Source organism: Mesorhizobium ventifaucium (assembly GCF_935822925.1).
Classification (GTDB): domain Bacteria; phylum Pseudomonadota; class Alphaproteobacteria; order Rhizobiales; family Rhizobiaceae; genus Mesorhizobium; species Mesorhizobium ventifaucium.
The window spans coordinates 1-24,835 of record NZ_CAKXZS010000006.1; the positions used below are offsets into that span (position 1 = coordinate 1).

Here is a 24,835-nt window from a genome sequence, read left to right on the forward strand (position 1 = left end):
GATCGCTCGCTCGATGACTTTGTGGCCAGAGTCGAGTCCGTGCTCGAATGAACGGTGAACTTGTTAGTGTCCGCCCCGTTTACCTCGTTCGCAAGTCTATTGGGCGACTTGGGACACCGCTGACATCAGCTCCTGCGGGTTTGGCGCCCCAAACATGTATCGCCCGCCCTCTGGAAACTCGGTGAAGCTCCAGCGGACGATCCCCTGCCGGTCCAGCAGGAACTGACCGGCCAGTTGTCCGTGTCCCGTTGCCATCATCTGCGCGTCGGCTTCGGTCAGTTCGTAATGGTCCCTCTTGTCGAGGATCTCGCCGGCCGCAATAGGATCCATAGGACCGGGCAACTCGCTTGGTATGTCGACCCGCATATCCTTTACCGCTGCCATCGAGACCTTGTACGGCCAGTTCGTCTCGTTTTCGGTGAATTCGAGATTGGGCAGTCCAAAAGCACGATGTGAAGCGCGTTCAGGGTCGGAGGCCGCAAGCAGATTCGGTATCGGGTGGTAACGGAAATAGAGACGCGCCCGTTCAATCGGCGTGTTGACCACCGTCAGGCTCTCCACGCCCTTTTCGCGCAGCTCCGGATCAAGTCGCGCCTGGGCGGCGATATGGCGCCGGCAAAACGCACAATGCAGACCTCGAAACAGGCCGACCAGCACCGGTTTTTGTCCGCGAAAGTCGTCAAGCGCGATCTTGCCTTCCTGGGTAATGGCGTCGAGTACCACGTTCGGTGCACGGTCGCCCGGTTGAAGCGGTACGAAGTCACTGCGCGCGGACATTTCCAATCTCCAACCCGGCTAATCGAGAAAAGGCAGCACCACAAGCGCTTCCGGGTCGAGCCCGTGCTGGGCGCATATACCCTGCGCCAGGGAAAAGTAGCGTTCGGCCTCGGCCAGATTGTCGAGGTCGAGATTAAGCGTTGCGAGACCATCATAGCACGGAAACAGCAGTTGGGGCTCGCCCGTTTCGCGGGCTACGTCCAGTGCTTCGTGGAACAAGCCAGCCGCCAGTTCCGGACGGCCGTGGCATTGGTGGATCTGCGCAAGCACGATCAACGGCACCGGCAGGTGCTCGCGCTGGTCGAGCGCCCGGTCGATCTCGATGGCCTTTTCGGCAGCAGGCACGCCCTCGGTTGGACAGCGATCCGTGAAAGTACAACAAGCGACCGCCAGATTGGCGAGGAGGCGCGCCTGGAAACCCAAGTCACCAATATGGCGCGCCACTTCAAGACCGCGCCGACAGACCTCCATCGCCTGTGCCGGATCGATGGTCGTGTAAAGCACGCCGAGATTGGTGTAGCCGCGGCAGGCCGCGCCCAGTAGACCGGCGGCTTCGGCCAATTCAATGCTATGCTCAACCTGACGCACGGCTTCACGGTTTCGCCCAAGGCGAGCCAACGCAACAGCCTTGGTATTAAGTGCCTCGGCGGTCACAAGAGTGGCATCACACCCTATCTCGGAGTCATGCTCCGTTGTCAGAGAGCGTACGCAATCCAGCGCCGCGTCTGCCCATTTTGCCGCGAGAGCGTGATCTCCGCTACGGAACGCCTGTCGGCCACGTTCTTGCCAGAGATGCGCCTGCTCGATCGGGGCATCCGCTCCATCGAGGAGCGCTGCCGCTTCAGCATAGCGGGATTCTGCGTTGTCCCGCTTGCCGACGTCCCAGAGCAGCCGACCGATCTTACGCAAAACTCGCGCCGACGCGACACGATTGGCTGACTCGCGGTATGCCTGCAACACCGTCTCGTAGTGGCGGTGCGCGATCTCGCGGCGGCCTACCGGGCCGCTCAAATCGGCAATGCGCTCTGCAATTGCCAGTTTGAGCGGTGTTTGCCCGATCGCGCTCAACGCAGTCAGTGCTCGCTCGTAGAAACGAAGGGCGTCGTCGTTGGCGTATATCATGCGAGCGCGATCGCCCGCCGCCTGCAGGTAATGCGCGCCCCTCTCCCGCTCGGCGCTCTGTGCGAAATGATGACCGAGCACGGTCAAGTCCTCGAGCCGTTCCGGCTTGCCGCCGCACAGTTGCTCCAAGGCAGCACCGACCCGCCCGTGAATGTCGGTCCGGCGTTGCAGGAGCATATTCTGGTAGATCACGTCCTGCAGCAATGTTTGCGTAAAGCGGTAGCTTTGCGACGAGACCGAGCCTGATCCGGCAACTTCCTCGATGATTTCCGCATCGCAAAGCAGTTCGCAGCCGGCTTCTAGCCGGCCGGGGTCGGCTGTCACGGCTTTCAGCAGTGTGGCATCGAAACGCGGGCCGATTACCGCGGCTTCCTGGGCCAGCCGGCGCACCTCCTGGGGCAGCCGGTCGACGCGAGCAAGCAACATTGCCTGGATAGTGGCGGGAATGGCGGTTGCGACTTCGCCTGCCACAGTCCGCCATCGCTGGCCCTCGCGCATCAGTACACCGCTATCGATAAGGCCGCGGACGATCTCCTCTACAAAAAGGGGGTTGCCGCCCGCGCGCTCGAGGATCTGGTCGAGAAGCGCTCCTGCGGAGTTTACCCAGCTCTCGCCGAAAAGCGCCGCCAGCAGGCTGCGTCCGTCATCATTGTTGAGCGGCGAAAGCCTGAGCGCTGTGTGACTGACCCGACTTGAGTCGAGCTGGCCGCTGTCCGGCGCCGGACGATGTGTGACCAGCACCATCAACCGCGTGCGTTCCAACCTGTCCATCACGAAACGTAGCGCCTCGAGCGACACGGCGTCGGCCCAGTGCAGGTCTTCGACGACAATCAACAGCGGCGACAACGCAAGCCGCCGTTCGATGATTGTGCGGACTGCGTAGAGAATTTGCCGCCGCAGCTGCTCGGGCTCGACATGCTGCAAGGTGGCCTCGGGGTCGCCAAGGCCGAGCACATGGTAGAGCAAAGGCATCAGCCGCTTCGCCTCCTCGCCCTGCAGGCCGAGATCGGTAAGTAAGCCTGCGAGCTTCCCCCGCACTTCGTCCCCACTGTCGTTTTCCATCATCCCGGCAGCGCTGCGCACCACTGCGCCCAACGCGCCAAATGATTGTTCGCCCAGCGGTGAGCACGTGGCCAGCCGCACGGCGACGTTGCGAAAACGATCCTCGTCGCCGACGCGGGCGACGAACTCCTTCACCAGCCGCGATTTCCCGATACCGGCTTCTCCGACGAGGCGGACAAGTTGAGCCGAGCCGCCGCACGCCTGGTCAAGGCTCGCCATCATTCTATTGAGCTCCGCACCGCGACCTATTATCGGCGCGCTGAGGCCGAGCGCCTCGAGCCCACGCGCTGCACGCGGCGCCGCAAGCGGTGCATCCAGTCGATGGACGAGCACACTGCCAGCCTTGCCGCGGAACACGACATCACCCAGCGACTCGTAAGAGAAGGCATGCCGGGTCAGCCTGTAAGTGAGCTCGCCTACCAGCACCTCACCCGGTGCGGCCAGCGATTGCAGGCGTTGCGCCGTATTCACTGTGTCGCCGGTCACCGAATAGGATCTGGCGGTGCCGATGCCCAATCCGCCAGTAACGACCGGACCAGTGTTTATGCCGATGTGGAGTAACAGAGGCGAGCCTGAGTGGGGGGTGCTTTCGCCGAGCCGCGCCGTCCGGGCGATCATGTCGAGAGCGGCGCGAAGCGCACGTTCCGGATCGTCCTCATGCGCGACCGGCGCACCGAACAAAGCGAGCAGTGCATCGCCAATGAATTTGTCGACGAAACCGCCAAAGTTTCGCACGGCCGCCGTCAATTCCTTGAACAGCTCGTTCTGCAGCGCTTGCATGACCTCGGGGTCGAGCTGCTCGCTGAGTGTCGTGAAGCCGCAAAGGTCGGCGAACAGGACCGTTACCGTCCGGCGATCGGCGTCGGAGACGGGATGCGGCCCTTCTTCGCTTTCGATGTTCGGAAGCAGCCACGTAGTCCGAGAAGGCGGCACAATGGTCCGGCTTGGCGTCGGAGTAGGCCGTTCGACGGCTTTTGCGGGCGCAGCGACGCTGGCCCCACATTTCGGACAGAACTCGAAATCAGGTGCGCAGGGGTAGCCGCAACTGACGCATGGCACGGGCTGGCGCCTGCCACACTTCGGACAGAAAGCGTAACCGCGCTCAACCTCGAAACCGCAGCCCGAGCAGTCCATCGGACAAGACCTCACTAGGGGCCGTGACGGGTGATCTCGCTACGCCCTTCACGGCCAAGGTATTCACAAGAATGAACCGATAGCCGTCGACCAGCAAGCGGCAGCGCAAATGGGCATCGAGCGATCCGTGTGGGTCCGGTGGCAGAGGACTGCCGACTCGGGCGGCTGCGTGGCCGTCGTTTGCGTCGAAGCATCGTTGACAGCCCCTGTTCGAGGATATCAGCAAGCCATCCGCTATCGTTGGCGCAACCCCGCCTTTGAAAACAGATCCCGCTCCTCGTGCCTCAAGTGCGCGGACAGGATTTGACCCTGTGACCTCAGGTTATGAGCCCGATGCTCCAGTTCTCATCTTCGTACGGTTCGGCTGCTTCTAGGGCATACGAATTTTAAGAGCACCGTCCGCTTCCTCGGCATCGAAGTGGACGAAGCTCTGGCGATCTCTGAACAGGTGGACCTGTGAGAGCAGGCAGAGCAACGCGAGCAGGAAGCGTCGCTCTGTGACCCTATTCGGACCTTCCGGAATCGATTTCTCTCCCGAAACCGGACCTTCGCCACAACCAGCGCTGATGACCCCAAGCCGACCTTCATCAACCCGTTTTGCTACCCGATAGCCGACATTCGCGGCAACCAGCACTGATGATTCGTTGCGGACATTCCGTATATGGTGAGAGAGCATCCAGCGCAGAAGGGGCGCGTTAATGGGCGATGAGATCCAGCTCTTTGGAGCCATTGCGGTCCGGCCGGCAGTCCTCCCTCTCATCGCGTCGTTCGAAACGGCGACTGGGCTCAGCGTAGCGAGCAAGTGGGAACTCAACCCGACGGTGAAGGCTCAGATCGAACGAGGACAGCCCTTCGACTTGGTCATCACCAATCCGAATCTAGTTCGGGACCTGACTGCAACCGGATGGGTGCTGGCGGGGAGCCAAGCGCCATTTGGCCGGATCAGCATGGGCGTGGCAGCAAAGGCGGGCGGCCGTGCGTTCCGCGTCGACTCCATCGAAGCGTTCGAGCACGCCCTGAAGAATGCCAAGTCGATCGCCTACGCTAGCGACGGAACCAGCGGTGGCTACTTCACCGGCCTGCTCGAACGGCTGGGCCTGGCGGCTGAGGTGAAGCCAAAACTAGTGCCTATATTGGGAGGGCAGACGGCGACCAGCGTGGCTCGTGGCGAAGCCGAGTTGGCAGTTGTTCCGGTAACCTCCATCCTCGCTGCCGCCCCTGACGTTATTCTCATTGGTCCTTTCCCTGTGCAACTCCAGAGCCACATCGACTTCGACCTCGCCATAAGTGCCGCCACGAACACAGACGCCGCTAGACAGTTGCTGAACTTCCTGTCCTCGCCCGATCTTGATGAGTCCCTCGCGGCCACAGGCATCGAACGGCGTCCTAAGCAGACCTGATCCGCCATTGAGCGACGTCCGCAAATGGCGCTACCGAGCCGGCCAAGGCATTCGCCTAAGCCGCGCAGGCAAAGAGCGTTTAACGCTCAGCCGGGTGGAACGCGGAAAATCCAGCCCATGCATCGAACAGCCTCTTTGCGGAGGCCGTTCGCGTTCAGTGACGCATCGCGGCTCCAGGTCGCCCGGTTCAACGCGAGATGGTATGCTCGTCATCTTATCGGCAAGGGAGGTTCGGCATGCCTGTAACCGTTGGTGCGCACCATCTGACGCTGTTCACACACGACATGGACCGTTTCATTCGCTTTTATGGAGAAATCTTCGACGCGGAAACGAAGTTCGACCTGTCCGAGCCCGGTCCCGGTGGCGGCACTCTTCGTCACTCACTTATCGACGTTGGAGGTGGCTTTGCCCTTCATCCGTTCCAAATGCCGGAACCAACGGGGTATGAAGATGGGTCGATGCAGATGGGCAGGAGAGGTCACATAGATCATCTTGCGCTGAAGGTAGACGGTGAAGAGTGCTTGCAGGAAGTCAGGCGACGTCTGGTCAAGGCCGGCGCTTCGGATGGGACCATTACAGATTTCGGCGCTGTCCGTCTTGTGACCTTCAAGGACCCAGATGGAATGGAGGGCGAGGTCGCACGGTGGACCGATAGCAAACGTGTGCTCGGCTTTAAAGAACGCAAGCGGGAGCTTTGGCCAGACTGATCGCGAAGGTCCGCATTGGGCAGATCCTGCCTCACACCTGTTCTCCCGTCATCGACTGCAACGGGTCGCCTCGAGCCGTTGCGCGAAGGGCAGCTTTTGAGAACGGTCATGAATGTCGCGAAATGGCGCATCCGCGCCGTTGAGACAAATCACGCTCCATCGAGGGACAGGGCTTGAAACCCTTGACCCTCAGGTTATCAGCCTGACGCTCCAGTTCTCATCTTCATCCTCTCCGGCGCGCCATTTCAAACAGGTGTTTGGTTCCTCCGGCCATCTGGGGATTCGTCAAGACGGCTAGCAGGCAAGCCATATGATCGTCGAGGCGGAAGCCGTCGTCGAAATCCCGAAAGGCATCAGCGTCAAGGAAGCGGCCTGACCAGACGCCAGAGGCTCACCGATAGATCGCCGTCGCTTGCGGTTGCGCACCAGAAAATCAACCTGAAGTGAGGCTCAGGTCGCCTTGATCTCTGCCTGGCCGATCTTGCGCCATCGGGCGTTTTCGCGAACTAGCTTCAGGTCGTCGGTCGTCTCGGCAAATGTCCGCAAACGGTATTGCCGGAGCAGGTCCGGGAAGAGCGCCCCTTCCGGCAGGCCGGCAAGCTGCTCGCGGACCGAGATCTTTTCGTCGATGACCCGCATGCCCCAGGCATTCTCCCGAACCTGCAGCTCCGCAGCCAGATCGCGCTCTTCCGGCGCGGTTTCATCTAGCGCAGCCAGCAGGATCGAGTGGAAAAGCGCTACATAACCAATCTGTCTCAGGCCGCCCACAACCCGCACGCGCGGCAATATGGCAAGGACGAGGAACATCAGGAACAAGTTCGGCAGCAGCACGCCGTCCAGCAGCGCCTGCTTGAGATGCGGCCGCTCGAACGGGATGGAAAGACCATGCGGCCTGCCAGGCTCGATCAGGTGCCCGTTCTCGAGGACGAGCTTGCGCACGCGCTCCTCGCGGATGCCCCAGAAATAGGCCGTGGCATTGGGCAGGAATCTGCCAAATGGGCTCGATGCGGCCTCTTGCAAGGCACGTTCGAGACGCTGGCGCCTGGAGGGCTCAATGAGCAGCCTGGAAAGGAGGCTGCCATCATATTCTAGATGCCGCGCCATGGCAGCCGCGGCGAGCCGATCGTCGATGAAAACCGGCTGGGCCATGCCGGCACGATCCCAATCGGCGACAAGATCCTCGTTGAGGGCTGTCAGCGCATCGGCGGCAGTTCCAAACACCTTGTCCTGGCTGGCAAGCAGTGTGCCCAGCCAGCGGCTGGCATCCGTTTCGTCGCCCACCGCTTCGAGCGCGCGCTTGTTGAGGGTGACGGGACCGGCCACGCAGGCGCTTTTACGGCACAGTTTGTGGCGCCCCATGCCAAACAGGTTGACCTTGTCGTCACCGACATCGAGCCATCCCGGCCCCTCCCGGCCAATTGTCTCCATGGTCATCGTCGTTCCCATGAAGCCGAAGAAGGCCGACAGCCCGTTTTCGACCGCGCCGAGCCAGGCAAGCAGGAGGGCATCGAAGGTGATCCGGTCCATCAGAAGCAGGCAGTGCAGGCCGGATTGAATCACCGGTCTGTGCTCGAACTCTTCAAGGGCCTTGCCGATCTCTTCAGGCTGCATGATCACACCAAGGCGCTGATGCAGGACTTCGCGCAGGATCGAGCGGGCGGCGATCGCCGGGCCCGATGCAGGCCTTGCCACCGGCCGCCACAGATGGCGGGCGTAATTGGAAACCGGTGCATTCCAGTTCTGCTCGATGTCACGCACGACTTCCGGGCAGAGCAGCGACAGCACAGCCAGAATTTCCACCGGAGGCGTAGGGGTTGGGTCAAAGACGGCGGTCATTGATTTCGTCTAGCCGCTTGCGGTGCAAACGCCAAGGGAGACCAGACTTGCTGGATGCGACCGGCTCACACATAGATTGTCAACTCGATCAAGATGGTGTGAGACGAAATTGACCGTATCCAACGGAGTTCTCCATGAGCAATCGCCTGTTCGCCGGGACGGCACGAATTGTTAGATTGGCTAAACAGTTAAGGCCAAACAGCGGATCTCAGAACCGCAGCCGGGCCATGCTCAGGAGGTCGTGGTACTGCCCGTCGGTAAAACCGGCCTTCACATGCCGGCCTTCGACCTCGAAGCCGTGGCTTGTGTAGAGACGGACGGCCGGTTCGTTGTCGGCATAGACGGTCAATTCGACCCGCTTCAGGGCGCGCCAGTTGTCGGCCACGTCAAGCAGCGCGCCGAGTATGGCAGAGCCTATACCCTTGCCGACAAAGGCATCGTCAACGCCCATATTGATCTCGCCGATATGCGAACGGCGCGGCGAACCCTGCACGACCAGGCTGCCATGGCCGACGACCTTGCCGTCCAACTCCGCAACGATCCAGGTGGTTTCCTGGCCGGACTTGGCGATGCGCCGCTCCACCTGCTCCACCATCTCGAAGGGCATCCTGAGCGTGCCCCAGCGGAAGCCCGGCATGTTGAAGATAGCGCAAAGCGCCTCCGCATCGCTGGGCCGGACGGACCGGAGCTGCGGCTGGATTTTCTCGGAGGATGGCGAGATCGTGCTGGTCATGGCGCTCCCGGCAAAGCAATCGGCCCGGCACGATGCACCGGACGTCACCTGAAAATCCAGCCGTCTCTGCAACCTATAATGCCGATTGCGAGCTAAAAATACCGGGAGGCGGCGTAGAGTTTGAAGGCGCCGCTGATGCCGATCCAGCCGAAAAGGGCGAGCCAGCACAACGTCCCGGTCGCCGTCCAGTCGATCCGATGCACCGCAGCGTCGGTGACGACGACGCCAAGGATGGCAAGCAGGCCAACCAGAAACTGCGCCAAGCCGAGCACCAGCAGTTCCTCGCGCGGCGCGCTTCTCCAGACGAGATATATGCCGCCCGCACCGGCGAGGAAGATGGCGCTGTAGACCTGAGCGTGGAAGGCATCGATCGGCCATGGCCAGATGCCGCTGAATGTCAGGGGAAACAGCAACAGGCCGACGCCATAGAGCCCGAGGATCGCCGATTCCACCGGCATGTAGCTGCGCCATGCGGGGCTTAAGGGCACGCCTTTTGCAGAAGGACGGGCCCTGGCCCGCCACAGGGACAGTCCGGATACCGCGACCGAAGCGAGATAGACCACAAACCAGAGCCAGGGCGCTTTGCGCTCGAAGTTGAAATAGCCGAGATTGATGAACGAAGCCACCGACACGATGGCGGTGAAGATGAAGGCCATGACGAGCACGAGCCTGCCAGGCGACCAGCGGTTCCAGACCAGCAGCGCCGCCATCACGACCATTTCGGCGGTGTAGAAGCCGCCGAGGAAGCGGGCATTGAACGGCGTGACGGTCCAAGGCCAGCGCGGCTTGACCAGCACAGGCGCGAAAAATAGGCCGGCGCCTACGATCAGCACGATGATGACCACCACAGAGAAAAGGCGCAGGGCCGCGGGAAATGGCGGGTTGTTGGATGTCGGCATGGGAGAACGTCCCAAAGATGAATGCCCCATGGACCATCATAGTGCCGCTTGCGGCCGGTGAAAATCCGCCGAATGGAAATTGAACTGTCACCAGGCTTATCTATTCGAATGGCCGTACGATCCGTTTCGAAGTAAGATGGAGCATTCGGACCCAAGACCGGTCCGGCCAAGACGCCTCGGGGGTGCATTTTCCGGAGCCTGCACGATGAACGAAGCTCAGGATCTGTTCTCGCTTCTGCGGCAATCGACCGATGTCGATCCGCAGGCAATCGACGCGATCAAGCGAACCATCGCGGAGGGCAAGGACCGCGAACTTTGCCGCATCAATGCGCCAGCCTTCGCCAGCAAGCACGGCCTCGACGAGGAACGCGCCATAAGCGCCTTTCTCCATGCGGCGCGGGTGGGCATCTTCGACATTTCCTGGAATGTTCTATGCCCCGGGTGTGGCGGCGTGCTCGACACCAACGCCACGCTGAAAACCCTGCAGAAGGACGAATACACTTGCGCGCTGTGCTCCGAGGGCTATTCGCCGACCCTCGACGAGATGGTCGAGGTGACATTCACCGTCAGTCCCCGCGTGCGCAGGATTGCCGCCCACAATCCACACGAACTGCCGTTGGTGGAATATTTCCGCCAGATCTACTGGGCGTCCGGCGTCGATCTGCCGGAAGAGGATTTCGCGAAAAAGATAGAAGCGTTCTCGCTGGAGGATATCGAGCTTGCCCCCGGTGAAAAGGCGGTTCTGCCCATACAGCTTCCGTCTGAATTCACCATCGTCTTCGAGCCGGTCACCCATTCAGCGCAGTTCATCGACGGGAAGGGCGTACCAACAAAAGAGCGCCGAAGCCTCTCTTTGGTCTTCGATCGCGACCATGTCCAGAACCAGACGCTGGAGATGCAACCCGGCCCGTTGCGCATTTCGCTGGAAAACAGGACCGACACCCGCGTGCTGCCGACGGTCTTCATCGCCGGCCAGGAATTGCATGATTTCCTGGGCAAACGCCGGCCCTTCCTGACCGCCAAGCGCCTGCTCACCAACCAGACGTTCCGCGATCTCTATCGCACGGATACACTCGATATCAACCAGCGCCTGAAGATCACCAGCCTGACCTTCCTGTTCACCGACCTGCGCGGATCGACCGAGCTTTACGAGCGGGTGGGCGATCTTTCAGCCTTCGATCTCGTGCGCGTGCATTTCCAGGTTCTGCACGAGATCGTCGCGGCGGAGGCAGGCGCGGTGGTGAAGACGATCGGTGATGCAGTGATGGCGACCTTCGCGACGCCTGATCGTGCGATTGCTGCGGCCCTCAGGATGCGCGAAGCCATGCGTGAGCTCAACGACAAGAGCGGGCGCGAGGATCTGCTGCTCAAGATCGGAGTCCATTCCGGCCCCTGCATCGCCGTGTCAATGAACGAGCGACAGGACTATTTCGGCCAGACGGTCAACATTGCTTCGCGGGTCCAGAACCTTGCCAACGCACAGGCGATCTTCGCCACTCGTGCGGTGGTCGGCGACAATCTCACCGCCGATCTGTTGCACAGGAACGCGCTGACGCCCGTGCCCCACGAGGTCTCGCTGCGTGGCATTGAGCGGGAGATAGCTGTATATACGATCCCCTGAAGACTTGGCCCCTGAAGACTTGGCCCCTGAAGATTGGGGTCGTCTCGGTCCATCACACGCGCCTGCAGACAAAATAACGATCAGCGGGCACCGAAGGCGGTGGCGGGAGGGGTTGCAACAGCGGGTGATCGAGCGGCGTGCCGCTGACCGCGATGCCACCGACGCGAAGCAGGCGCGCGATCAGATCGGGAAGCCAGGTAGAGGTCACTGCATCGCGATCGTCATAGCCGGTGCCGATGTCGGCATGAACAAGAGCCGCGTCGATTCCAATGAACCTGCTCGCCGTCTCGCGTATTTCGCCGAGCACGAGGTTTTCCGCTTCGGGAATTGAGCTGGCGTGTGCGGCAAGTGCGCGGTCGAACGCCACGATCCGGCGTCCGGGCAGGCGCTCGCGCAGATGGTGGAACGTCCGGCCATTTCCGAGGCCGAGCTCGACCACGGGCCCCTCCATCTTCGCCACCTCGGCGCAGGCAAGATCGAGAATGTCGCGCTGTGCGGTCATTCTGCGGATGAAACTGTCGAGGCGACTCATATGCGATTATATGTCCTGATCTCACTTGTAGGGGTCTGCGGCGTCCCGCAGGCCGTCGCCGAGGAAGTTGAACGCCAAGATGACGAGAATGACGGGGAGCATCGGCAAAAGCAGCCATGGATAGAACGCAATGACGCTGACGCTGCGCGCCTCGGTGAGCAGGATGCCCCAGCTGGTTATCGGCGCCCTCAGGCCGAGCCCGAGGAAGCTCAGCGCCGTCTCGCCCAGGATCATGCCGGGTATGGAGATCGTCGCCGTCGCGATCAGATGCGACATGAAGCCGGGAATGAGATGCCGCCCGATGATGCGGCTGCTTCTGGCGCCCATCAATTGCGCAGCCAGAACGTAATCCTCCTCGCGCAACGCCAGAAGTTTTGAACGCACGGCCCGCGCCAGTCCGGTCCAGTCGAGCAGCCCGAGGATGACGGTGATGCCGAAATAGATCAGGATCGGACTCCAGGTTATCGGCATGATCGCCGCCAGTGCCAGCCATAGCGGAATGCTGGGGATCGATTGCAGAACTTCGATTACCCGTTGAACGATCAGGTCGAAGATACCGCCGTGATAGCCGGCCAGTCCGCCGATCACAATGCCGAGCAGGAAGCTGAAACTGATGCCGACGAGGCCGATTGTCAGTGAAATGCGTGCGCCATAGATGATGCGCGAGAGCACATCGCGCCCCAGCCTGTCGGTGCCGGCCAAAAAGAGCTGGCCGTTTTCGGCAGGGCAGACAAAATGCCTGTCACCTTCGATCAGGCCCCAGAACCGGTAACTGTCGCCCTTGCAGAAGAAACGGATCCGCTGAACATCATCCTGTTTCTCGATGTAGTTCCGCTTGAGCGTGTCCATATCCAGCGTCATCTGGCGGCCATAGACGAACGGCCCGACGAACTGGCCGTTGTGGAACAGGTGCACCCGCTGCGGCGGCGAATAGATGTAGTCCATGTTGCGTGTGTGCAGATCGTAGGGCGCCAGGAACTCGCAGATCAGTATCCCGAAATAAAGCACTGCCAGGAATATGCCGGATATAACGGCAAGCCGGTGCTTTCGGAATTTCCACCACATCAGCCGCAACTGCGACGCCTGAAAGACTTTCGACTGCTCCGGCGTCATCGCCTCGACCGATTGCAGGTCAATGGGCGCGATGGAAACGTAGTGTTGCAGTGGAGCACCTGGAGCGGGCAGCGGCGAAAGCGTGTTCATTTGGTGCTGCCGCCCTGCAAACGAATTCGTGGATCAAGCAGCGCCAGCGCCAGGTCGGAAATCAGGACACCGATGACCGTCAGGAAGGCGAGGAACATCAGGAACGACCCTGCCAGATACATGTCCTGGCTTTGCAGCGCCTTGATCAGCATCGGCCCAGTCGTTTCCAAAGACAGCACGATCGCCGTGATTTCGGCGCCGGAGATGATGGCCGGCAGGATGGAGCCGATGTCGGAAATGAAGAAATTGAGCGCCATGCGCAGCGGATATTTCACCAGCGCCTTGAACGGATGAAGTCCTTTGGCGCGCGCGGTCACGACATATTGCTTGTGTAGCTCGTCGAGAAGATTGGCGCGCAGCCGCCGGATCATGCTTGCCGTGCCCCCGGTGCCGATGATCAGGACCGGAATCCAGAGATGGGCGAGGATCGACTTCGCCTTGGCCCAGCTCATCGGCTCGCCGAGATATTGCTGGTCCATGAGATGGCCGATGGACGTGCCGAACCAGATGTTGGCGAAATACATCAGGATCAGCGCCAGCATGAAGTTCGGAATGGCAAGGCCGAGAAGGCCGAAGAAAGTCAGGCCGTAGTCGCCCCAGCTGTACTGATGCGTGGCGGAGTACATGCCGATCGGAAAGGCGATAAGCCAGGTGAAGATGATCGTGACGAAGGAAACCAGCACGGTCAGCCACATTCGGTCGCCGACGACGTCGCGAACCGGCATCTCATATTCGAAGGAATAGCCGAAATCGCCTTGCAGCATCCCGCCGACCCAGTAGAAGTAGCGAATGACCGGTGGCTGGTCGAAACCATAGTCCTTACGCATCATCTCGATGCGATCGGAATCCACCGCCTCGCCCAGAGCCCGAAGCTCGGCAACATGGCTGTCGAAGTAGTCGCCTGGTGGAAGTTCGATGATCGTGAACACCAGTGCCGATATGACCAGCAGCGTTGGAACCATCACGGCGATGCGCCAGACAAAATATCGAAGCACGCTCAGGAATCTCCAAGCCAGAATGTATCCGGCATGTAGATACCGAAATAGGCGGTCGGGTCGTAGCCGTAGAGTGCCTTGTCAGGCAGATTGCGCAGCCGCGAGGACACCAGAACCGGCTGATGCGTTCCGTTCACGGTGCCGATCGAAAACACCTGATCGGTGTAGATCGACAGCATCGAATTCCAGATGTCGGCTCGCTCTGTGGCTTTGGTCGATGCGTTCCAGCGCTTGAGCAAAGCCATCAGCTCGACCACAGGCGGAAGATCGGGCGCCTCACCGACCTTGCCATGAGACAAGTAGTGAGCACCCCAGAGCGGCCATTGCAGCTGGTCGTCGATGGTGGGGGCCAGCTGGTACGGGTTCATGTCGGCGGTCGGCACGCCATTGTCGATGCCCGACCACATCGACATCATGATCTGGCCGCCAAGCGCGCGGCTGCGGAAGATATCGCGCTGCGAAGTCCGGATGAACAGGGCGATCCCGATCTTCCGCCAGTGATCGGTGATGAGTTCGAGCGCGTCCGTTTCCAGCGTGCTTTCGCCGGCCGTTTCCACTATGATCTTCGCCGGGCGTCCATCGGGAAGTATCCGCAGGCCGTCATCGTCACGCGTCTGAAGCCCGGCCTCGTCGAGCAGGGCATTGGCCTGGTCGGGATCATGGGCGACCCAGGCTTTCGCGAATTCCGGCCGGTAGAGCGGGCTCTCCGGCAGGACCGTATCGGCACTTTCCTGCGCCAGTCCGTAGAACACGGCCATATTGATCTCGCGCCTGTCCACAGCGAGCGACAGTGCGCGGCGCACGCGCACGTCCCGCAAAAGGCCACGCCACGTCTGGTCGGCACAATTCAGATTGGGCAGCAGCGCCAGCCGCGAACCCTGTGTGCGTTTCCAGAGATGCATCTTCACCGGGTAGCGCTTCTCCGCGTCCTTCAGGAAGGAGTAATCGCTGAAGTCAATTCCCATGCTTTGCAGGTCGCTCTCGCCCGCACCGGTCTTGGCGGAGATGATCGCCGACGAGCTGACATTCATGACGATCCGGTCGACATAGGGCAGTTGCCGGCCATTCTCGTCTATTCGATGAAAGAACGGGTTGCGCTCGAAGACGAATTGCTCGGCCGGCGGCTTGGTCCGGTTCCGCCAGGGATCGAGCGTCGGCAGTTCCGGGTTCTCCGGGCGATACTGCCGCGACATGCGGATATGCAGGAGCGTCCATTTCTTGGCCCGGTTCTCCTTCATTAGGCCGGCGAGCCGGAATGGATCCTGGTATTTCTTGTGGAACTGCTTGAGATAGGCGGCCGGCAGAACAAGCGGCAGCGGCGAAGCAGCAGCAAGCTTGGGCAGGAAGTCGGGATTGGGCGCATCCCAACTATAGCGGACCGTCGACGGATCGACGATCTCGAAGCGCGGCGGCTTGCCGTCCGCCAGCAGGGCCGGCGCAAGCCCGCCTTGCGAAAGCTCATCGTTCAGCCAGACATCTTCCCAGCAATAGCGAAAATCCTCCGGCGTCAGCAGGCTACCGTCAGACCATTTATGCCCTTCCCGAATCTTGAAAGTGAAGACGCGATCATCCGCTACGTCGAAACTTTCGAGAATGTCGGGTTGCAAGTTAAGCTTTTCGTCATAGCCGACGAGGCGAGCATACCCGTAGATGGTCATCATCCGGATATCTTTCTGGCTGCCGATGATCGTGCGCAGCGTGCCGCCATACTGGCCGGGCTGGCGGCCCATCGCGGCGAGGTTCAACGCGCGCGGGCTCTTGGGCAGGCGTTCGGCGAGTCCCGGCAGCGCCTTTGCCTTCAGCAGCGGCTGAAGAAAGTCCGGCTCCAGATCGCCGGCGCGCAACGTGCCCGGCAGAAATGCCGAAGCCATGAGGCCAAGGACGGTGCGCCGGCCGATCAATGGCGTAGCTCCCTGACATCGGCCGAACGTCGGGCCAGCACGAGGTGGCCGCCGCCAAGATCGAGCGGCGACAGCATATCCTCGTCGGCCTCGTCGCGGAATTGCGGTCCCCATGCGCTGGTGTCGGAAGCACCGCTGAGCTGCAGCGTTTTGAAATCCATCGGCCTGTCGAGATCGGGGAAAGGTACTGCGGCAACCAGTGAGCGGGTGTAGGGGTGGACCGGTTTCCTAAGCAGGATTTGGCGCGGCGCGAGCTCGACGATACGCCCGCCGCACATCACCGCGATGCGGTCTGCCATGTAGTCCACCACCGCCAGGTTGTGGGATATGAACAGATAGGTCAGGCCCAGTTCCTTCTGCAGATCCTTCAGAAGGTTCAGGATCTGCGCCTGGACAGAGACATCGAGTGCCGAAACCGGCTCGTCGCAGATCAGGAGTTCAGGCCCCAGCGCCAACGCGCGCGCGATGCCGATACGCTGACGCTGCCCGCCGGAGAAACTGTGCGGATAACGCTTGATGAAGCGCGGATCGAGCCCGATTGCCTGCATCAGGCTCTTGACCGTGGCGAGTCGGGACGCGGCATTGCCACGTTGATGGATTTCCAGCGGCTCGCTCAAGATGTTCTCCACCGTCATGCGAGGTGAAAGCGACGAAACCGGATCCTGGAAGACCATCTGGATTTTCGCGCGCAGCATGCGCAGGGCGTCTCTCTCGGCTTCCAAGACGTCGATCGGTCCATCGCGGCCGTTGAAAATCACAGAGCCGCCGCTAGGGGTGATAGCCCGCATGAGGATCTTGCTGACGGTGGTTTTACCGGAACCGCTTTCGCCGACCAGACCCAGGCACTCACCCCGCCTGATATCGAAGCTCACGCTGTCCACGGCGCGAACAGAGGTCTGATGAGCCCCGCTGAACCATCCGGACTTGCGGGTGGTGAAGGTCTTTTTCAGATCCCTGACCGACAGCAGGATGTCGTCCGGCCCCTTCGACGCCGGCGCCGTCTGCTTGCCGAGCAGGTTCCCGACATTCACCGGCACCTCGCGGAGCGCTTTTAGCCTTTCGCCAGGCTTCAGATCGAAATGCGGAACGGCTGCCATCAGGCCCTTCAGGTAAGGGTGACCTGGCCGGCGGAATATCGCCTCGACAGGTCCCGCTTCCATGATCTCGCCATGGTAGATGACCACCACCTCGTCGGCAACATTGGCGACCACGCCAAGGTCGTGCGTGATCAGCAGCATCGCCATGTTCAGCTTGGTCTGAAGCTCGCGCAGCAATTGCAGGATTTGCGCCTGGATGGTGACGTCCAGCGCCGTCGTCGGCTCGTCGGCGATCAACAAGGCGGGCCGGCAGATAAGCGCCATCGCGATCATGGCGCGTTGACGCAATCCTCCCGAAAGTTCAAAGGGATACATGTCATAGGCGCGCTTGGGATTGGGAAAGCCGACAAGGCCGAGCATTTCCTCGGTCCGCGCCTTGCGCTCCGCCCGAGCCATGGGCGTATGAATCTGCAGGGATTCGCTGACCTGGTTGCCGATCGTGTGCAGCGGCGACAGCGATGTCATCGGCTCCTGAAAGATCTTGCCGATGCGGCTGCCTCTCAACGCCCGGATATCGGGTCCGTCACGCGGCATCTGCAGGATATCCTGCGTCGTGCCGGGCTTTTCAGGATCGGAAAACAGGATACGGCCGCGAACATGGGCCGTGTTCGGCAAAATGCCCATCACTGCCTGGCTGATAACCGATTTTCCGGAGCCGGACTCGCCCACAAGCGCGGTAACCTTGCCGGGCAGGACGCGAAGATTTGCACGCCTGACGGCATGCAACGGTCCCCCAACAATGGCAAAAGAGATGCCAACATCCTCGATCCGCAGCAGATCAACACCCGAATTCATTTTCACACCAGCCCCACTCTGGCAGCCTGCCGGGCGGCAGGCCTAGAAAGCGAGACTAGCGCATTGCCAGCCTAGAGCAACTTGGATTCGAATCGGTCGCCAGTTCCGTGGCGGAACCGGCGACCGGACTGCATACCAAGGCGTTCGGATCAGATCGTGGCGGTTACTGGAGCTTCCTCGGGTCGCCCACCGACAGCCGCGCGGCATCGCGATGAAGCAGCATGACCTGTTCGGCGTCGGATATTCGGTCGTAAATCGGCTCCAGCGTGCCGTCTTCATCGAGTGCGAGAGCACCCGACAGATCGGGTGAAAGCACCGTCAGCTTCTGCTTGATACCCGCCAGTCCTTCCTTGCCGAGCGTCAGCCAACTGTTGGCGCCGCAATAGCCCGCGAAGTCCTTACTGGCGAGAACGCTGTGCGGATATTTCTTGGTCAGGGTCTGGAGGCGCTGGACCTCGTTTACAGCCGAGCCGAAGACAGAGAATGTTAGCCGGTCGGTAAGTCCGACATTGCCGAACATCACATTGCCGACATGCAGGCCGATACCAAAGTTTATGTCGGCCAACCCCTGCTCCTTTCTGCGCAGGTTGAGATCCATCATGCGCGCGGTGGCCTTGTGCGCTGCCGCAAGAGCAGCTTGGCAGGCAATCTCGGACTGCGAGCGGTGCCTCTCGCAAGGGTAGACGGCAATGAAGCCATCCCCCATGAAACTCATGATCTGCCCGCCTCTGCGATTGAAAGGTGCGGCAATGGCATCGAAAAACTGGTTCAGCGTATCGATGTAGATTTCACGGCCGGAAGTTTCGGCAAGCCTTGTCGACCCGCGCATATCGGCCATGACCAGTGCGGCCCGGATTGTGTCGCCCTCGCCGCGCTTGATCTGGCCGTCCAGCACCCGCCTGCCGGCGTCGCCGCCGAGATAAGTGGTCATCATGTTGTCGGCCAGCTTGGTGAGCACCGCCATCTTGGTTGCGATAGCGAGATGGTTCTGGATGCGCAGCAGCGCTGAAATCATGCTGTCGCTGAAGCCTGAAGCACTGTCGGTGGACCAGGAGCCGATCATGCCCTGACTGGTATTGCCGCTGAAGGGATGGACGAAAGCCATGTAATCGGTCACGCCCATAAGCCTGAGTTCATCGAAGATAGGAAATTCCGATGGGCCCGACGGGTCGAGCCGGCGCCGCAGATGGTCGAGTTTGTTGCTGAGCAGATGGTAGTATGGGCTGGTCAGGAATCTGTCAGAATGAACGCCGTTCTCTTTGCGGAAGCCTTCCACTTCCATGCCCTGGCCGCGAAGCCAGGTGAAGCCAAGCGCGTCATAAAGCGGATGAAGCATCGAAAAGCTCAAATGCACCCGCTTCAGCGGCAGGCCGGCAGCAGCCAGCCGTTCACAAAAGCCCTTTACCAATGTTTCCAGGTCGTTGCCCGCCAACGCCGATTGGGTCAGCCAATCGGCAACCTTATCCATGAGAATGGTAGAAATTTCTGCTTGCGCTGTGCTCATGCTGTCTTGAGACCCGTCGAAGACGAGCCATTCTCCTTTGATCCGCCACACCACGGTCCGCTAACGACCCAAAGATAAGACCCTCGAGGTCAATAATGCCCTTCGCCGGCAAAAGCCGGCGAAGGGGATTTATGTGGCGAGGCTGCCGGCGGAGTGCAATCACGATCCTGACATCAGGCAAAAAATTCGCCGGCTCAGACGCCGTCAGGCCTTCACCATCGTCTCTCGGGGCTAGCCCGAGCCGGCCAAAAACATTGCGTGTATCGACGATCAGAAGAGCGTGATCAGCGATCGCCTGATAGTCGATCGCGTCGTGGTCGGTTGCAACGACGACAGCATCGAAATCCTTCAAGGCCGCCTCGGTCAATTCGACCGAGCGCCGCCCCTTGATCGCCATATGCTCCCGTGTGGCCGGGATCTCGGTAACATGCGGATCGTGGAATTCCGCCTTGCCGCCCCATTCCTCGATGAGTTCAATGAGCCGCAATGAGGGGCTTTCGCGGATGTCGGGCACATTCTTCTTATAGGCGAGCCCGATGATGAGAATGCGCGAGCGGCTGAGCGCCTTGCCGCAGCGCCGGTCCAGCGCCTTCGCCAGTTCATCGACCACATGACGCGGCATGGCCGTGTTGATCTCTGCCGCCAGCTCGATGCAGCGGGTCGGCAGTTCGTATTCGCGCGCCTTCCACGTCAGGTAGAAGGGATCGATCGGAACGCAGTGTCCGCCAAGTCCAGGGCCAGGATAGAAAGGCATGTAGCCGAAGGGCTTGCTCTTTGCCGCCTCCACGACCTTGGGGAGCGTCGCGACTTCAAACCTGCGGTTGCCGGGATCCTCGCGTTCGGGCGAGAAGCCGAGGAAGAAGTCATCCTCGACTGCAAGCCGGTTTCTTCCAGTATGGGCTTGATCACGTCGTCTGTAGTGCCGGGATAAGTGGTCGATTCCAGCACGATCAGCTGGCCGAGACGCAGATGCTTCGGGATGGTGCATGCCGTGTTCCTGACAAAGGAGAGGTCCGGCTCAGGGTTTTTCGTCAGCGGTGTCGGAACGCAAATGATGACGACATCGCAGACGGCCAGTTCGGCAAAATCCGCAGTGGCGCGGAACCGTCCGCTCGCCACCTGGCCGGCAAGGGCTGTCGACGTCACCGCCTCGATATAGGATGGCCGTTGTCAGGCTCCCGACCTTCTGGGCTTCGATGTCGAAGCCGGAAACCGGGAAGCCGGCGCGTGCGATCGCAACCGCCAGCGGCAACCCGACATAGCCCAGTCCGATCACGCCGACTTGCGCGGCGCGCGTCGAAATCCGGTTCAGAACACGGTCATACGTCGATCGTGAGGCGTCCAAAAATTTGCTTTCCGTCGATTCGGACAGGCCGTCCGCTCCCATGGCGAGGCTCACCTGGTTCCCCAAGAACCCCGAGGCATATTGCGGAAAATCACTTTCGGCAAGCCGTCGTCAGACCGGCACCTTCGCCTTCAGGCTTGCGGCGGCCATCGCATAGCCGCCGGCGGCGCCATCGATGAAATGAACGTGATCGCGCTGCAGCGGCGAGGCGACGAGGCATGTCATCAAAGCCGATTTCTGGCGGTGCAGGCCATAGTTGCAGATGCCCGCTTCTTCCGCCTGTTTCAGTCGGTCCTCGATCCGTTGCAACACATCCGCGTCAACGTCGATAGTCATCTTCAAGCCGTCGTCGAACTTCCGGAAATCCGAATTGCTGGCCACGTCGCGTTTGTAGATCTTCGGATCGAAACTGCCGATCGTCCAGCCATATCTATCTGACACAGCCGTAAGCGTCAGCTGGAGCAATATCCACAGCTTCGACAGCCACCGCCATCCTGCCGGCGCCATGGCCCGCGCCTCGATATCGAGGCCGGCGGGCGAAAAACTGTAGGCCGGCCCGTTCACCGGCAACGGGTGGCCATCGCGTTCCTGCCCGCCGGCAAGGGCGATGATGTCGGAAGCCAGAAACTGAAAACCGCGCAAGTCGCGCGATGCCCCCGGTATGGCTATGATCGAGACGATTTCGCCATGCCGGGCTTCGATCGGGTTCCAGCGGCAGGAGAGGCCGGTCAGATCCGGCCGCGTGCCGGCCGGCGCAGGATCGATGCGGTAGCGCCCCGCTTTCATCTCGGCTTCCGCCCAACTGCCGCCGCCGCCGGCGAACATGGCATAGAAGACCGCTTCGGAGGCCCGGAACCTCGCCACGCGAACGTCGAGGCCTTGCGCTCTTATATCCTTTATCGGCACGATTGCGGCACGCAAGGTCAGGTCCAGTTCGTCCGCCACCCATCTCTGGACAGCCGCCAGCGCGCTGCGGGTGATCTCCAGCGCCGAGCCGGGAAACGCCACGAGCGCGCCGTCGCCGCCGAAGACAAAGGGAAGATCTTGCCGACCCAGCGCATTGAGCAGCGCCGAAATGACGCTGGCGCCGGCCATATTGACGGTTTTATAGCGCCCAGCCCCGATCGCCTTGGTCGAGCCGACGATGTCGGCGGTGGCCAGCGCCCAGCCATCCGGGAGAGGTCGATAGTTATCGATATCGGCAACGCTTTCGAATTTTGCGAAAACCGGCAAAGAAGCGACAAACGGGTCGGACGCGGTAGCTGTTTCCATAAGCATCAGATAGCACATTCCACTGCTTGAAGGTGAAGTCGATCATGCTTCGAAATTGACTTGCGCAGGCTTTCCGATGATAGGGTCCGGCGATGCGAATTGCCTTCTACGCGCCGCTGAAGTCGCCCAATCATCCCGTTGCCTCCGGCGACCGCCAGATGGCACGGATGCTGGTCAAGGCGCTGGAGCATGGAGGGCATAGAGTCGAACTAGCATCCGAATTGCGCTTCTATCTACGCGAACCGGAGTCGAAAAGTTTCGATGCCCTCAAGATCGAGGCCCGAGAGGAAGCCGCGCGGCTGACAAAGCTTTGGGATCGTGACGGCAAGCCCGATCTCTGGTTCTCCTATCATCCCTATTACAAGGCGCCCGACCTGATCGGACCCGAGCTGGCGTCGGCCTTTGCTATCCCCTATGTGACAGCGGAAGCCTCCTATTCGAGGCGGCGCAACGCCGGGTTGTGGGCCGATACGCAAGCGCTGGTGGCGCGAGCCGTCGAACAGGCAGCGCTGAACATCTGCTTCACGCAAAGGGATCGTCAGGGACTGACAGATGCGATTCCCGACGCCGCTCTCGGCATGCTTTCGCCCTTCATCGACACATCGGTATTCCGGGAAATGCCGGCACGGGGTTGTCCGACGCGCCTCGTTACCGTCGCCATGATGCGCCCGGGCGACAAAGTCGAAAGCTATCGCATGCTGGCGCAGGCGCTCGGTCCGATCGGCCACCTGCCCTGGACCATGTCGGTCGTCGGGGATGGGCCTGCCCGTGACGAGGTCAAAGCGCAATTCGCCGGCTTGCCTGCCGACCGTATCGAATGGCTTGGCGCGATTGAGCCAGCCGCCGTGCCGGATGTCCTCTACAGTGGGGGAATTTACGTCTGGCCGGGTTACGGCGAGGCCTATGGCGTTGCCTATCTTGAAGCACAGGCCGCCGGCCTTCCGGTGGTGGCTCAGGACATCGCCGGCGTGCCGGAGGTCGTGCGGGATGGCCAGACCGGGTTTCTGACCCCACCGGGCGATGTGGCGGCGTTCGCTTCTGCCATTGAAGGGCTTCTCGCCCGTAACGACGAAAGAACCATCATGGCCGCGGAAGCCAGACGTTTCATCCTCGAAGAACGCTCCCTCGGTGTTGCAGCGGCGCGTCTGGCCGAACTTCTTGCGAGGATTCCGGTTTCATGACATCCGATCAGATCTGGCAGCCCTTGGTGGAAGAACTGGCGTGCCGGCAACGGGCGAACCGTAAGGCAGAGTTCTGGCTGCGCGACGACGACGCCGTGGATCCGACGCCTCCGCTTGATCGGCTGCTCGACCTCGCCGGTGAATTCGCGGTTCCGGTCACTCTGGCCGTCATTCCAGCCCTGACTGATGAGAAGCTTGTCGTTCGGCTTGGCGAAGCGCCGCACGCCACGGTCGCCATCCATGGCTGGGCGCACCGAAATCATGCGCCCGAGCACCAGAAAAAGCAGGAGCTCGGCGCGCATCGGCCACGCGAGGCGGTGCTCGATGATCTGGCTCGCGGGCTGTCGCACGTAACCGGCCTGCACGGCGCACGTGCCGTTCCGATGCTGGTGCCGCCCTGGAACAGGATCGACGCCGGCTTGGTATCCGACCTTGGATCGATAGGATTTGCGGCATTGTCGGTCTATGGGCCGCCGAAGCCGGCTCCACTGGCGGTCATCAACAGCAATGTCGATATCATGGATTGGCATGGCACGCGCGGCTGCCGCGATCATGACCTATTGGTTCAGGCTATCGTCGCGCAATTGCAGCATGCATTCGACGGCGAACCGGTCGGTCTGCTCACCCATCATCTCGTACATGATGAATCGGCCTGGCTCTTCCTCGAACGGCTGTTCACAGTCACTGCACAGACTGAAGCCTGCGCATGGCTTCCGATCAGGACATTGATCGGGCGCAGCGCCGGTAGAGGAAAATAGCTCAGCGCTTTTTGCGCAATGAGACTGGAAATTGGAGCGTCTGGCCATCCCGCGCGGCAAAAGCGCCGGTAAACCTGTCTTTGGCCAGTCTCTCGATCTCGTCCAGTTCCGCGTCGGTCCGTGTCGGATCGTGGTGAAACAGCGCAAGCCCCCGCGCACCGGCCGCCTCACAGAGCTTGACGCCCTGTTGCCATGTCGAGTGCCCGTAACCGCGGCGGCGTTCCATTTCCTCCTCGGTGTAGGTGCAATCGTAAATGACGAGGTCGGCATTTTCGATCAGGCCGAGCACCGCCTGATCGAGTCTGTCCGGTTCGTGCTCAGTGTCTGTGATCACCGCCACGACGCGGCCGCCCCATTCGACCCGGTAGCCTATGCAGCCGCCCGGATGGATAAGACTGCCGGTTCGGACCACCACCCCTTGGCGCGGCCGAAGCACGTCTCCGGATACGAAATCGCGATAGTCGAGGCTTGCCTTGCAGATCTCCAGTTTCACCGGAAACCACGGCGGCCGCATGAACCCATCGACCATCTGCCGGGTCGTCATGTGTCCTGCAAGATGCCCGGACCAAAGCGTAACCTTGACGCTCCGGTCGTAGATTGGCGCAAAAGACGGCAGCCCGATGATGTGATCGTAATGGCAATGGGTGAAAAGCAGGTCGAAATCGGTCACGGCCAACGCCTGAAGCGCTGCGCCGGCAGGCCGTAGGCCAGAGCCTGCGTCGAACAGAAGCGTATGCTTACCGCATCGCATCTCAATGCAGATTGTGTTGCCGCCATAGCGAGAGAATTCTGGCCCTGATACCGAAATGCTGCCGCGCACACCCCAAAACCTGACCAGAAAAACGGCGTCGTCCATGCTACCCCTTTGCCCATCTTAGCCAAACAACCGCTGCTAGGCGAGACAGGCTTTCTCCGGGTGACCTTCTCAGCAAGAGGACAGTGCCATCACGACGGCGAGGAT

19 protein-coding genes and 1 pseudogene are annotated in these 24,835 nt (G+C 61.0%); 5 read left to right on the forward strand and 15 right to left on the reverse strand.

Annotated elements, in window-relative coordinates:
- Positions 1 to 96: 96 nt before the first annotated feature.
- The 3 genes from NMG70_RS05305 to NMG70_RS33200 form a co-directional block, all read right to left on the reverse strand.
- The gene (locus tag NMG70_RS05305; RefSeq protein ID WP_254023564.1) at positions 97 to 777 is read right to left on the reverse strand and encodes a peroxiredoxin-like family protein; all 681 of its coding nucleotides are present in this window, start codon (positions 775 to 777) and stop codon (positions 97 to 99) included.
- Positions 778 to 795: 18 nt separating this feature from the next.
- Positions 796 to 4,095 carry an ATP-binding protein gene (locus NMG70_RS05310; protein ID WP_254023565.1) on the reverse strand — a complete coding sequence of 1,100 codons (3,300 nt, stop codon included), beginning with the start codon at positions 4,093 to 4,095 and terminating at the stop codon, positions 796 to 798.
- A gap of 370 nt (positions 4,096 to 4,465) precedes the next feature.
- Positions 4,466 to 4,729 (reverse strand): hypothetical protein, encoded by a 264-nt coding sequence (locus tag NMG70_RS33200; RefSeq protein ID WP_436798351.1) that lies wholly within the window; start codon positions 4,727 to 4,729, stop codon positions 4,466 to 4,468.
- A gap of 64 nt (positions 4,730 to 4,793) precedes the next feature.
- On the opposite strand from NMG70_RS33200, the gene NMG70_RS05320 reads away from it, so the two are divergent.
- Together NMG70_RS05320 and NMG70_RS05325 are read left to right on the forward strand one after the other, a co-directional pair.
- Positions 4,794 to 5,495: a molybdate ABC transporter substrate-binding protein gene (locus NMG70_RS05320; protein ID WP_254023566.1), complete on the forward strand. Its 702-nt coding sequence runs from the start codon at positions 4,794 to 4,796 to the stop codon at positions 5,493 to 5,495.
- Between the two features lie 236 nt (positions 5,496 to 5,731).
- On the forward strand, positions 5,732 to 6,202 hold the full coding sequence (locus NMG70_RS05325) for a VOC family protein (RefSeq protein WP_254023567.1): 471 nt from the start codon (positions 5,732 to 5,734) through the stop codon (positions 6,200 to 6,202).
- 450 nt (positions 6,203 to 6,652) lie between these two features.
- On the opposite strand, the gene NMG70_RS05330 is transcribed toward NMG70_RS05325, so the two are convergent.
- The 3 genes from NMG70_RS05330 to NMG70_RS05340 form a co-directional block, all read right to left on the reverse strand.
- Positions 6,653 to 8,038 (reverse strand): hypothetical protein, encoded by a 1,386-nt coding sequence (locus tag NMG70_RS05330; protein ID WP_254023568.1) that lies wholly within the window; start codon positions 8,036 to 8,038, stop codon positions 6,653 to 6,655.
- Positions 8,039 to 8,246: 208 nt separating this feature from the next.
- A complete protein-coding gene (locus tag NMG70_RS05335; RefSeq protein ID WP_254023569.1) occupies positions 8,247 to 8,771 on the reverse strand; it encodes a GNAT family N-acetyltransferase in 525 nt (174 codons plus the stop codon).
- 92 nt (positions 8,772 to 8,863) lie between these two features.
- Positions 8,864 to 9,670 carry a hypothetical protein gene (locus tag NMG70_RS05340; protein WP_254023570.1) on the reverse strand — a complete coding sequence of 269 codons (807 nt, stop codon included), beginning with the start codon at positions 9,668 to 9,670 and terminating at the stop codon, positions 8,864 to 8,866.
- 205 nt (positions 9,671 to 9,875) lie between these two features.
- Between NMG70_RS05340 and NMG70_RS05345 the strand changes: the two genes are divergently transcribed.
- Complete coding sequence (locus tag NMG70_RS05345; RefSeq protein WP_254023571.1) at positions 9,876 to 11,291, forward strand: adenylate/guanylate cyclase domain-containing protein; 1,416 nt, start codon at positions 9,876 to 9,878, stop codon at positions 11,289 to 11,291.
- A gap of 52 nt (positions 11,292 to 11,343) precedes the next feature.
- Here NMG70_RS05345 and NMG70_RS05350 read toward each other — a convergent pair whose 3' ends face one another.
- From NMG70_RS05350 to NMG70_RS05385, 8 genes and pseudogenes are all read right to left on the reverse strand, one after another.
- Complete coding sequence (locus tag NMG70_RS05350) at positions 11,344 to 11,823, reverse strand: class I SAM-dependent methyltransferase (RefSeq protein WP_254023572.1); 480 nt, start codon at positions 11,821 to 11,823, stop codon at positions 11,344 to 11,346.
- Between the two features lie 21 nt (positions 11,824 to 11,844).
- Complete coding sequence (locus NMG70_RS05355) at positions 11,845 to 13,026, reverse strand: ABC transporter permease (protein WP_254023573.1); 1,182 nt, start codon at positions 13,024 to 13,026, stop codon at positions 11,845 to 11,847.
- On the reverse strand, positions 13,023 to 14,021 hold the full coding sequence (locus tag NMG70_RS05360) for an ABC transporter permease (RefSeq protein ID WP_254023574.1): 999 nt from the start codon (positions 14,019 to 14,021) through the stop codon (positions 13,023 to 13,025). Before NMG70_RS05360 ends, NMG70_RS05355 begins: the two co-directional genes overlap by 4 nt.
- Before the next feature lie 2 nt (positions 14,022 to 14,023).
- The gene (locus tag NMG70_RS05365; RefSeq protein WP_254023575.1) at positions 14,024 to 15,922 is read right to left on the reverse strand and encodes an ABC transporter substrate-binding protein; all 1,899 of its coding nucleotides are present in this window, start codon (positions 15,920 to 15,922) and stop codon (positions 14,024 to 14,026) included.
- A complete protein-coding gene (locus NMG70_RS05370) occupies positions 15,919 to 17,814 on the reverse strand; it encodes an ABC transporter ATP-binding protein (RefSeq protein ID WP_254023576.1) in 1,896 nt (631 codons plus the stop codon). Before NMG70_RS05370 ends, NMG70_RS05365 begins: the two co-directional genes overlap by 4 nt.
- 163 nt (positions 17,815 to 17,977) lie before the next feature.
- Entirely contained in the window at positions 17,978 to 19,318 is a 1,341-nt protein-coding gene (locus NMG70_RS05375) for an adenylate/guanylate cyclase domain-containing protein (RefSeq protein WP_254023577.1), read from the reverse strand.
- Between the two features lie 229 nt (positions 19,319 to 19,547).
- Positions 19,548 to 20,705, reverse strand: a pseudogene (locus NMG70_RS05380) (nucleotide sugar dehydrogenase); the annotation flags it as partial.
- Positions 20,706 to 20,774: 69 nt separating this feature from the next.
- On the reverse strand, positions 20,775 to 21,935 hold the full coding sequence (locus NMG70_RS05385) for a DUF3095 domain-containing protein (protein WP_254023608.1): 1,161 nt from the start codon (positions 21,933 to 21,935) through the stop codon (positions 20,775 to 20,777).
- 92 nt (positions 21,936 to 22,027) lie between these two features.
- On the opposite strand from NMG70_RS05385, the gene NMG70_RS05390 reads away from it, so the two are divergent.
- Positions 22,028 to 23,116, forward strand: a complete 1,089-nt coding sequence (locus tag NMG70_RS05390; RefSeq protein ID WP_254023578.1) for a glycosyltransferase family 4 protein — start codon at positions 22,028 to 22,030, stop codon at positions 23,114 to 23,116.
- Positions 23,113 to 23,874 (forward strand): polysaccharide deacetylase family protein, encoded by a 762-nt coding sequence (locus NMG70_RS05395; protein ID WP_254023579.1) that lies wholly within the window; start codon positions 23,113 to 23,115, stop codon positions 23,872 to 23,874. The genes NMG70_RS05390 and NMG70_RS05395 overlap by 4 nt, the downstream gene beginning before the upstream one ends.
- Position 23,875: 1 nt before the next feature.
- On the opposite strand, the gene NMG70_RS05400 is transcribed toward NMG70_RS05395, so the two are convergent.
- Positions 23,876 to 24,730, reverse strand: a complete 855-nt coding sequence (locus NMG70_RS05400; protein ID WP_254023580.1) for an MBL fold metallo-hydrolase — start codon at positions 24,728 to 24,730, stop codon at positions 23,876 to 23,878.
- Positions 24,731 to 24,835: the final 105 nt, after the last annotated feature.

Excerpts from the sequence above, each read along its gene's own strand:
- NMG70_RS05385 (WP_254023608.1), bottom strand. The coding sequence starts at position 21,935 with ATGGAAACAGCTACCGCGTCCGACCCGTTTGTCGCTTCTTTGCCGGTT.
- NMG70_RS05345 (WP_254023571.1), top strand. The coding sequence starts at position 9,876 with ATGAACGAAGCTCAGGATCTGTTCTCGCTTCTGCGGCAATCGACCGAT.
- NMG70_RS05400 (WP_254023580.1), bottom strand. The coding sequence starts at position 24,730 with ATGGACGACGCCGTTTTTCTGGTCAGGTTTTGGGGTGTGCGCGGCAGC.
- NMG70_RS05355 (WP_254023573.1), bottom strand. The coding sequence starts at position 13,026 with ATGAACACGCTTTCGCCGCTGCCCGCTCCAGGTGCTCCACTGCAACAC.
- NMG70_RS05340 (WP_254023570.1), bottom strand. The coding sequence starts at position 9,670 with ATGCCGACATCCAACAACCCGCCATTTCCCGCGGCCCTGCGCCTTTTC.
- NMG70_RS05395 (WP_254023579.1), top strand. The coding sequence starts at position 23,113 with ATGACATCCGATCAGATCTGGCAGCCCTTGGTGGAAGAACTGGCGTGC.
- NMG70_RS05330 (WP_254023568.1), bottom strand. The coding sequence starts at position 8,038 with ATGACCGCCGTCTTTGACCCAACCCCTACGCCTCCGGTGGAAATTCTG.
- NMG70_RS05350 (WP_254023572.1), bottom strand. The coding sequence starts at position 11,823 with ATGAGTCGCCTCGACAGTTTCATCCGCAGAATGACCGCACAGCGCGAC.
- NMG70_RS05335 (WP_254023569.1), bottom strand. The coding sequence starts at position 8,771 with ATGACCAGCACGATCTCGCCATCCTCCGAGAAAATCCAGCCGCAGCTC.
- NMG70_RS05325 (WP_254023567.1), top strand. The coding sequence starts at position 5,732 with ATGCCTGTAACCGTTGGTGCGCACCATCTGACGCTGTTCACACACGAC.
- NMG70_RS05320 (WP_254023566.1), top strand. The coding sequence starts at position 4,794 with ATGGGCGATGAGATCCAGCTCTTTGGAGCCATTGCGGTCCGGCCGGCA.
- NMG70_RS05310 (WP_254023565.1), bottom strand. The coding sequence starts at position 4,095 with ATGGACTGCTCGGGCTGCGGTTTCGAGGTTGAGCGCGGTTACGCTTTC.
- NMG70_RS05375 (WP_254023577.1), bottom strand. The coding sequence starts at position 19,318 with ATGAGCACAGCGCAAGCAGAAATTTCTACCATTCTCATGGATAAGGTT.
- NMG70_RS05390 (WP_254023578.1), top strand. The coding sequence starts at position 22,028 with ATGCGAATTGCCTTCTACGCGCCGCTGAAGTCGCCCAATCATCCCGTT.
- NMG70_RS05305 (WP_254023564.1), bottom strand. The coding sequence starts at position 777 with ATGTCCGCGCGCAGTGACTTCGTACCGCTTCAACCGGGCGACCGTGCA.
- NMG70_RS05370 (WP_254023576.1), bottom strand. The coding sequence starts at position 17,814 with ATGAATTCGGGTGTTGATCTGCTGCGGATCGAGGATGTTGGCATCTCT.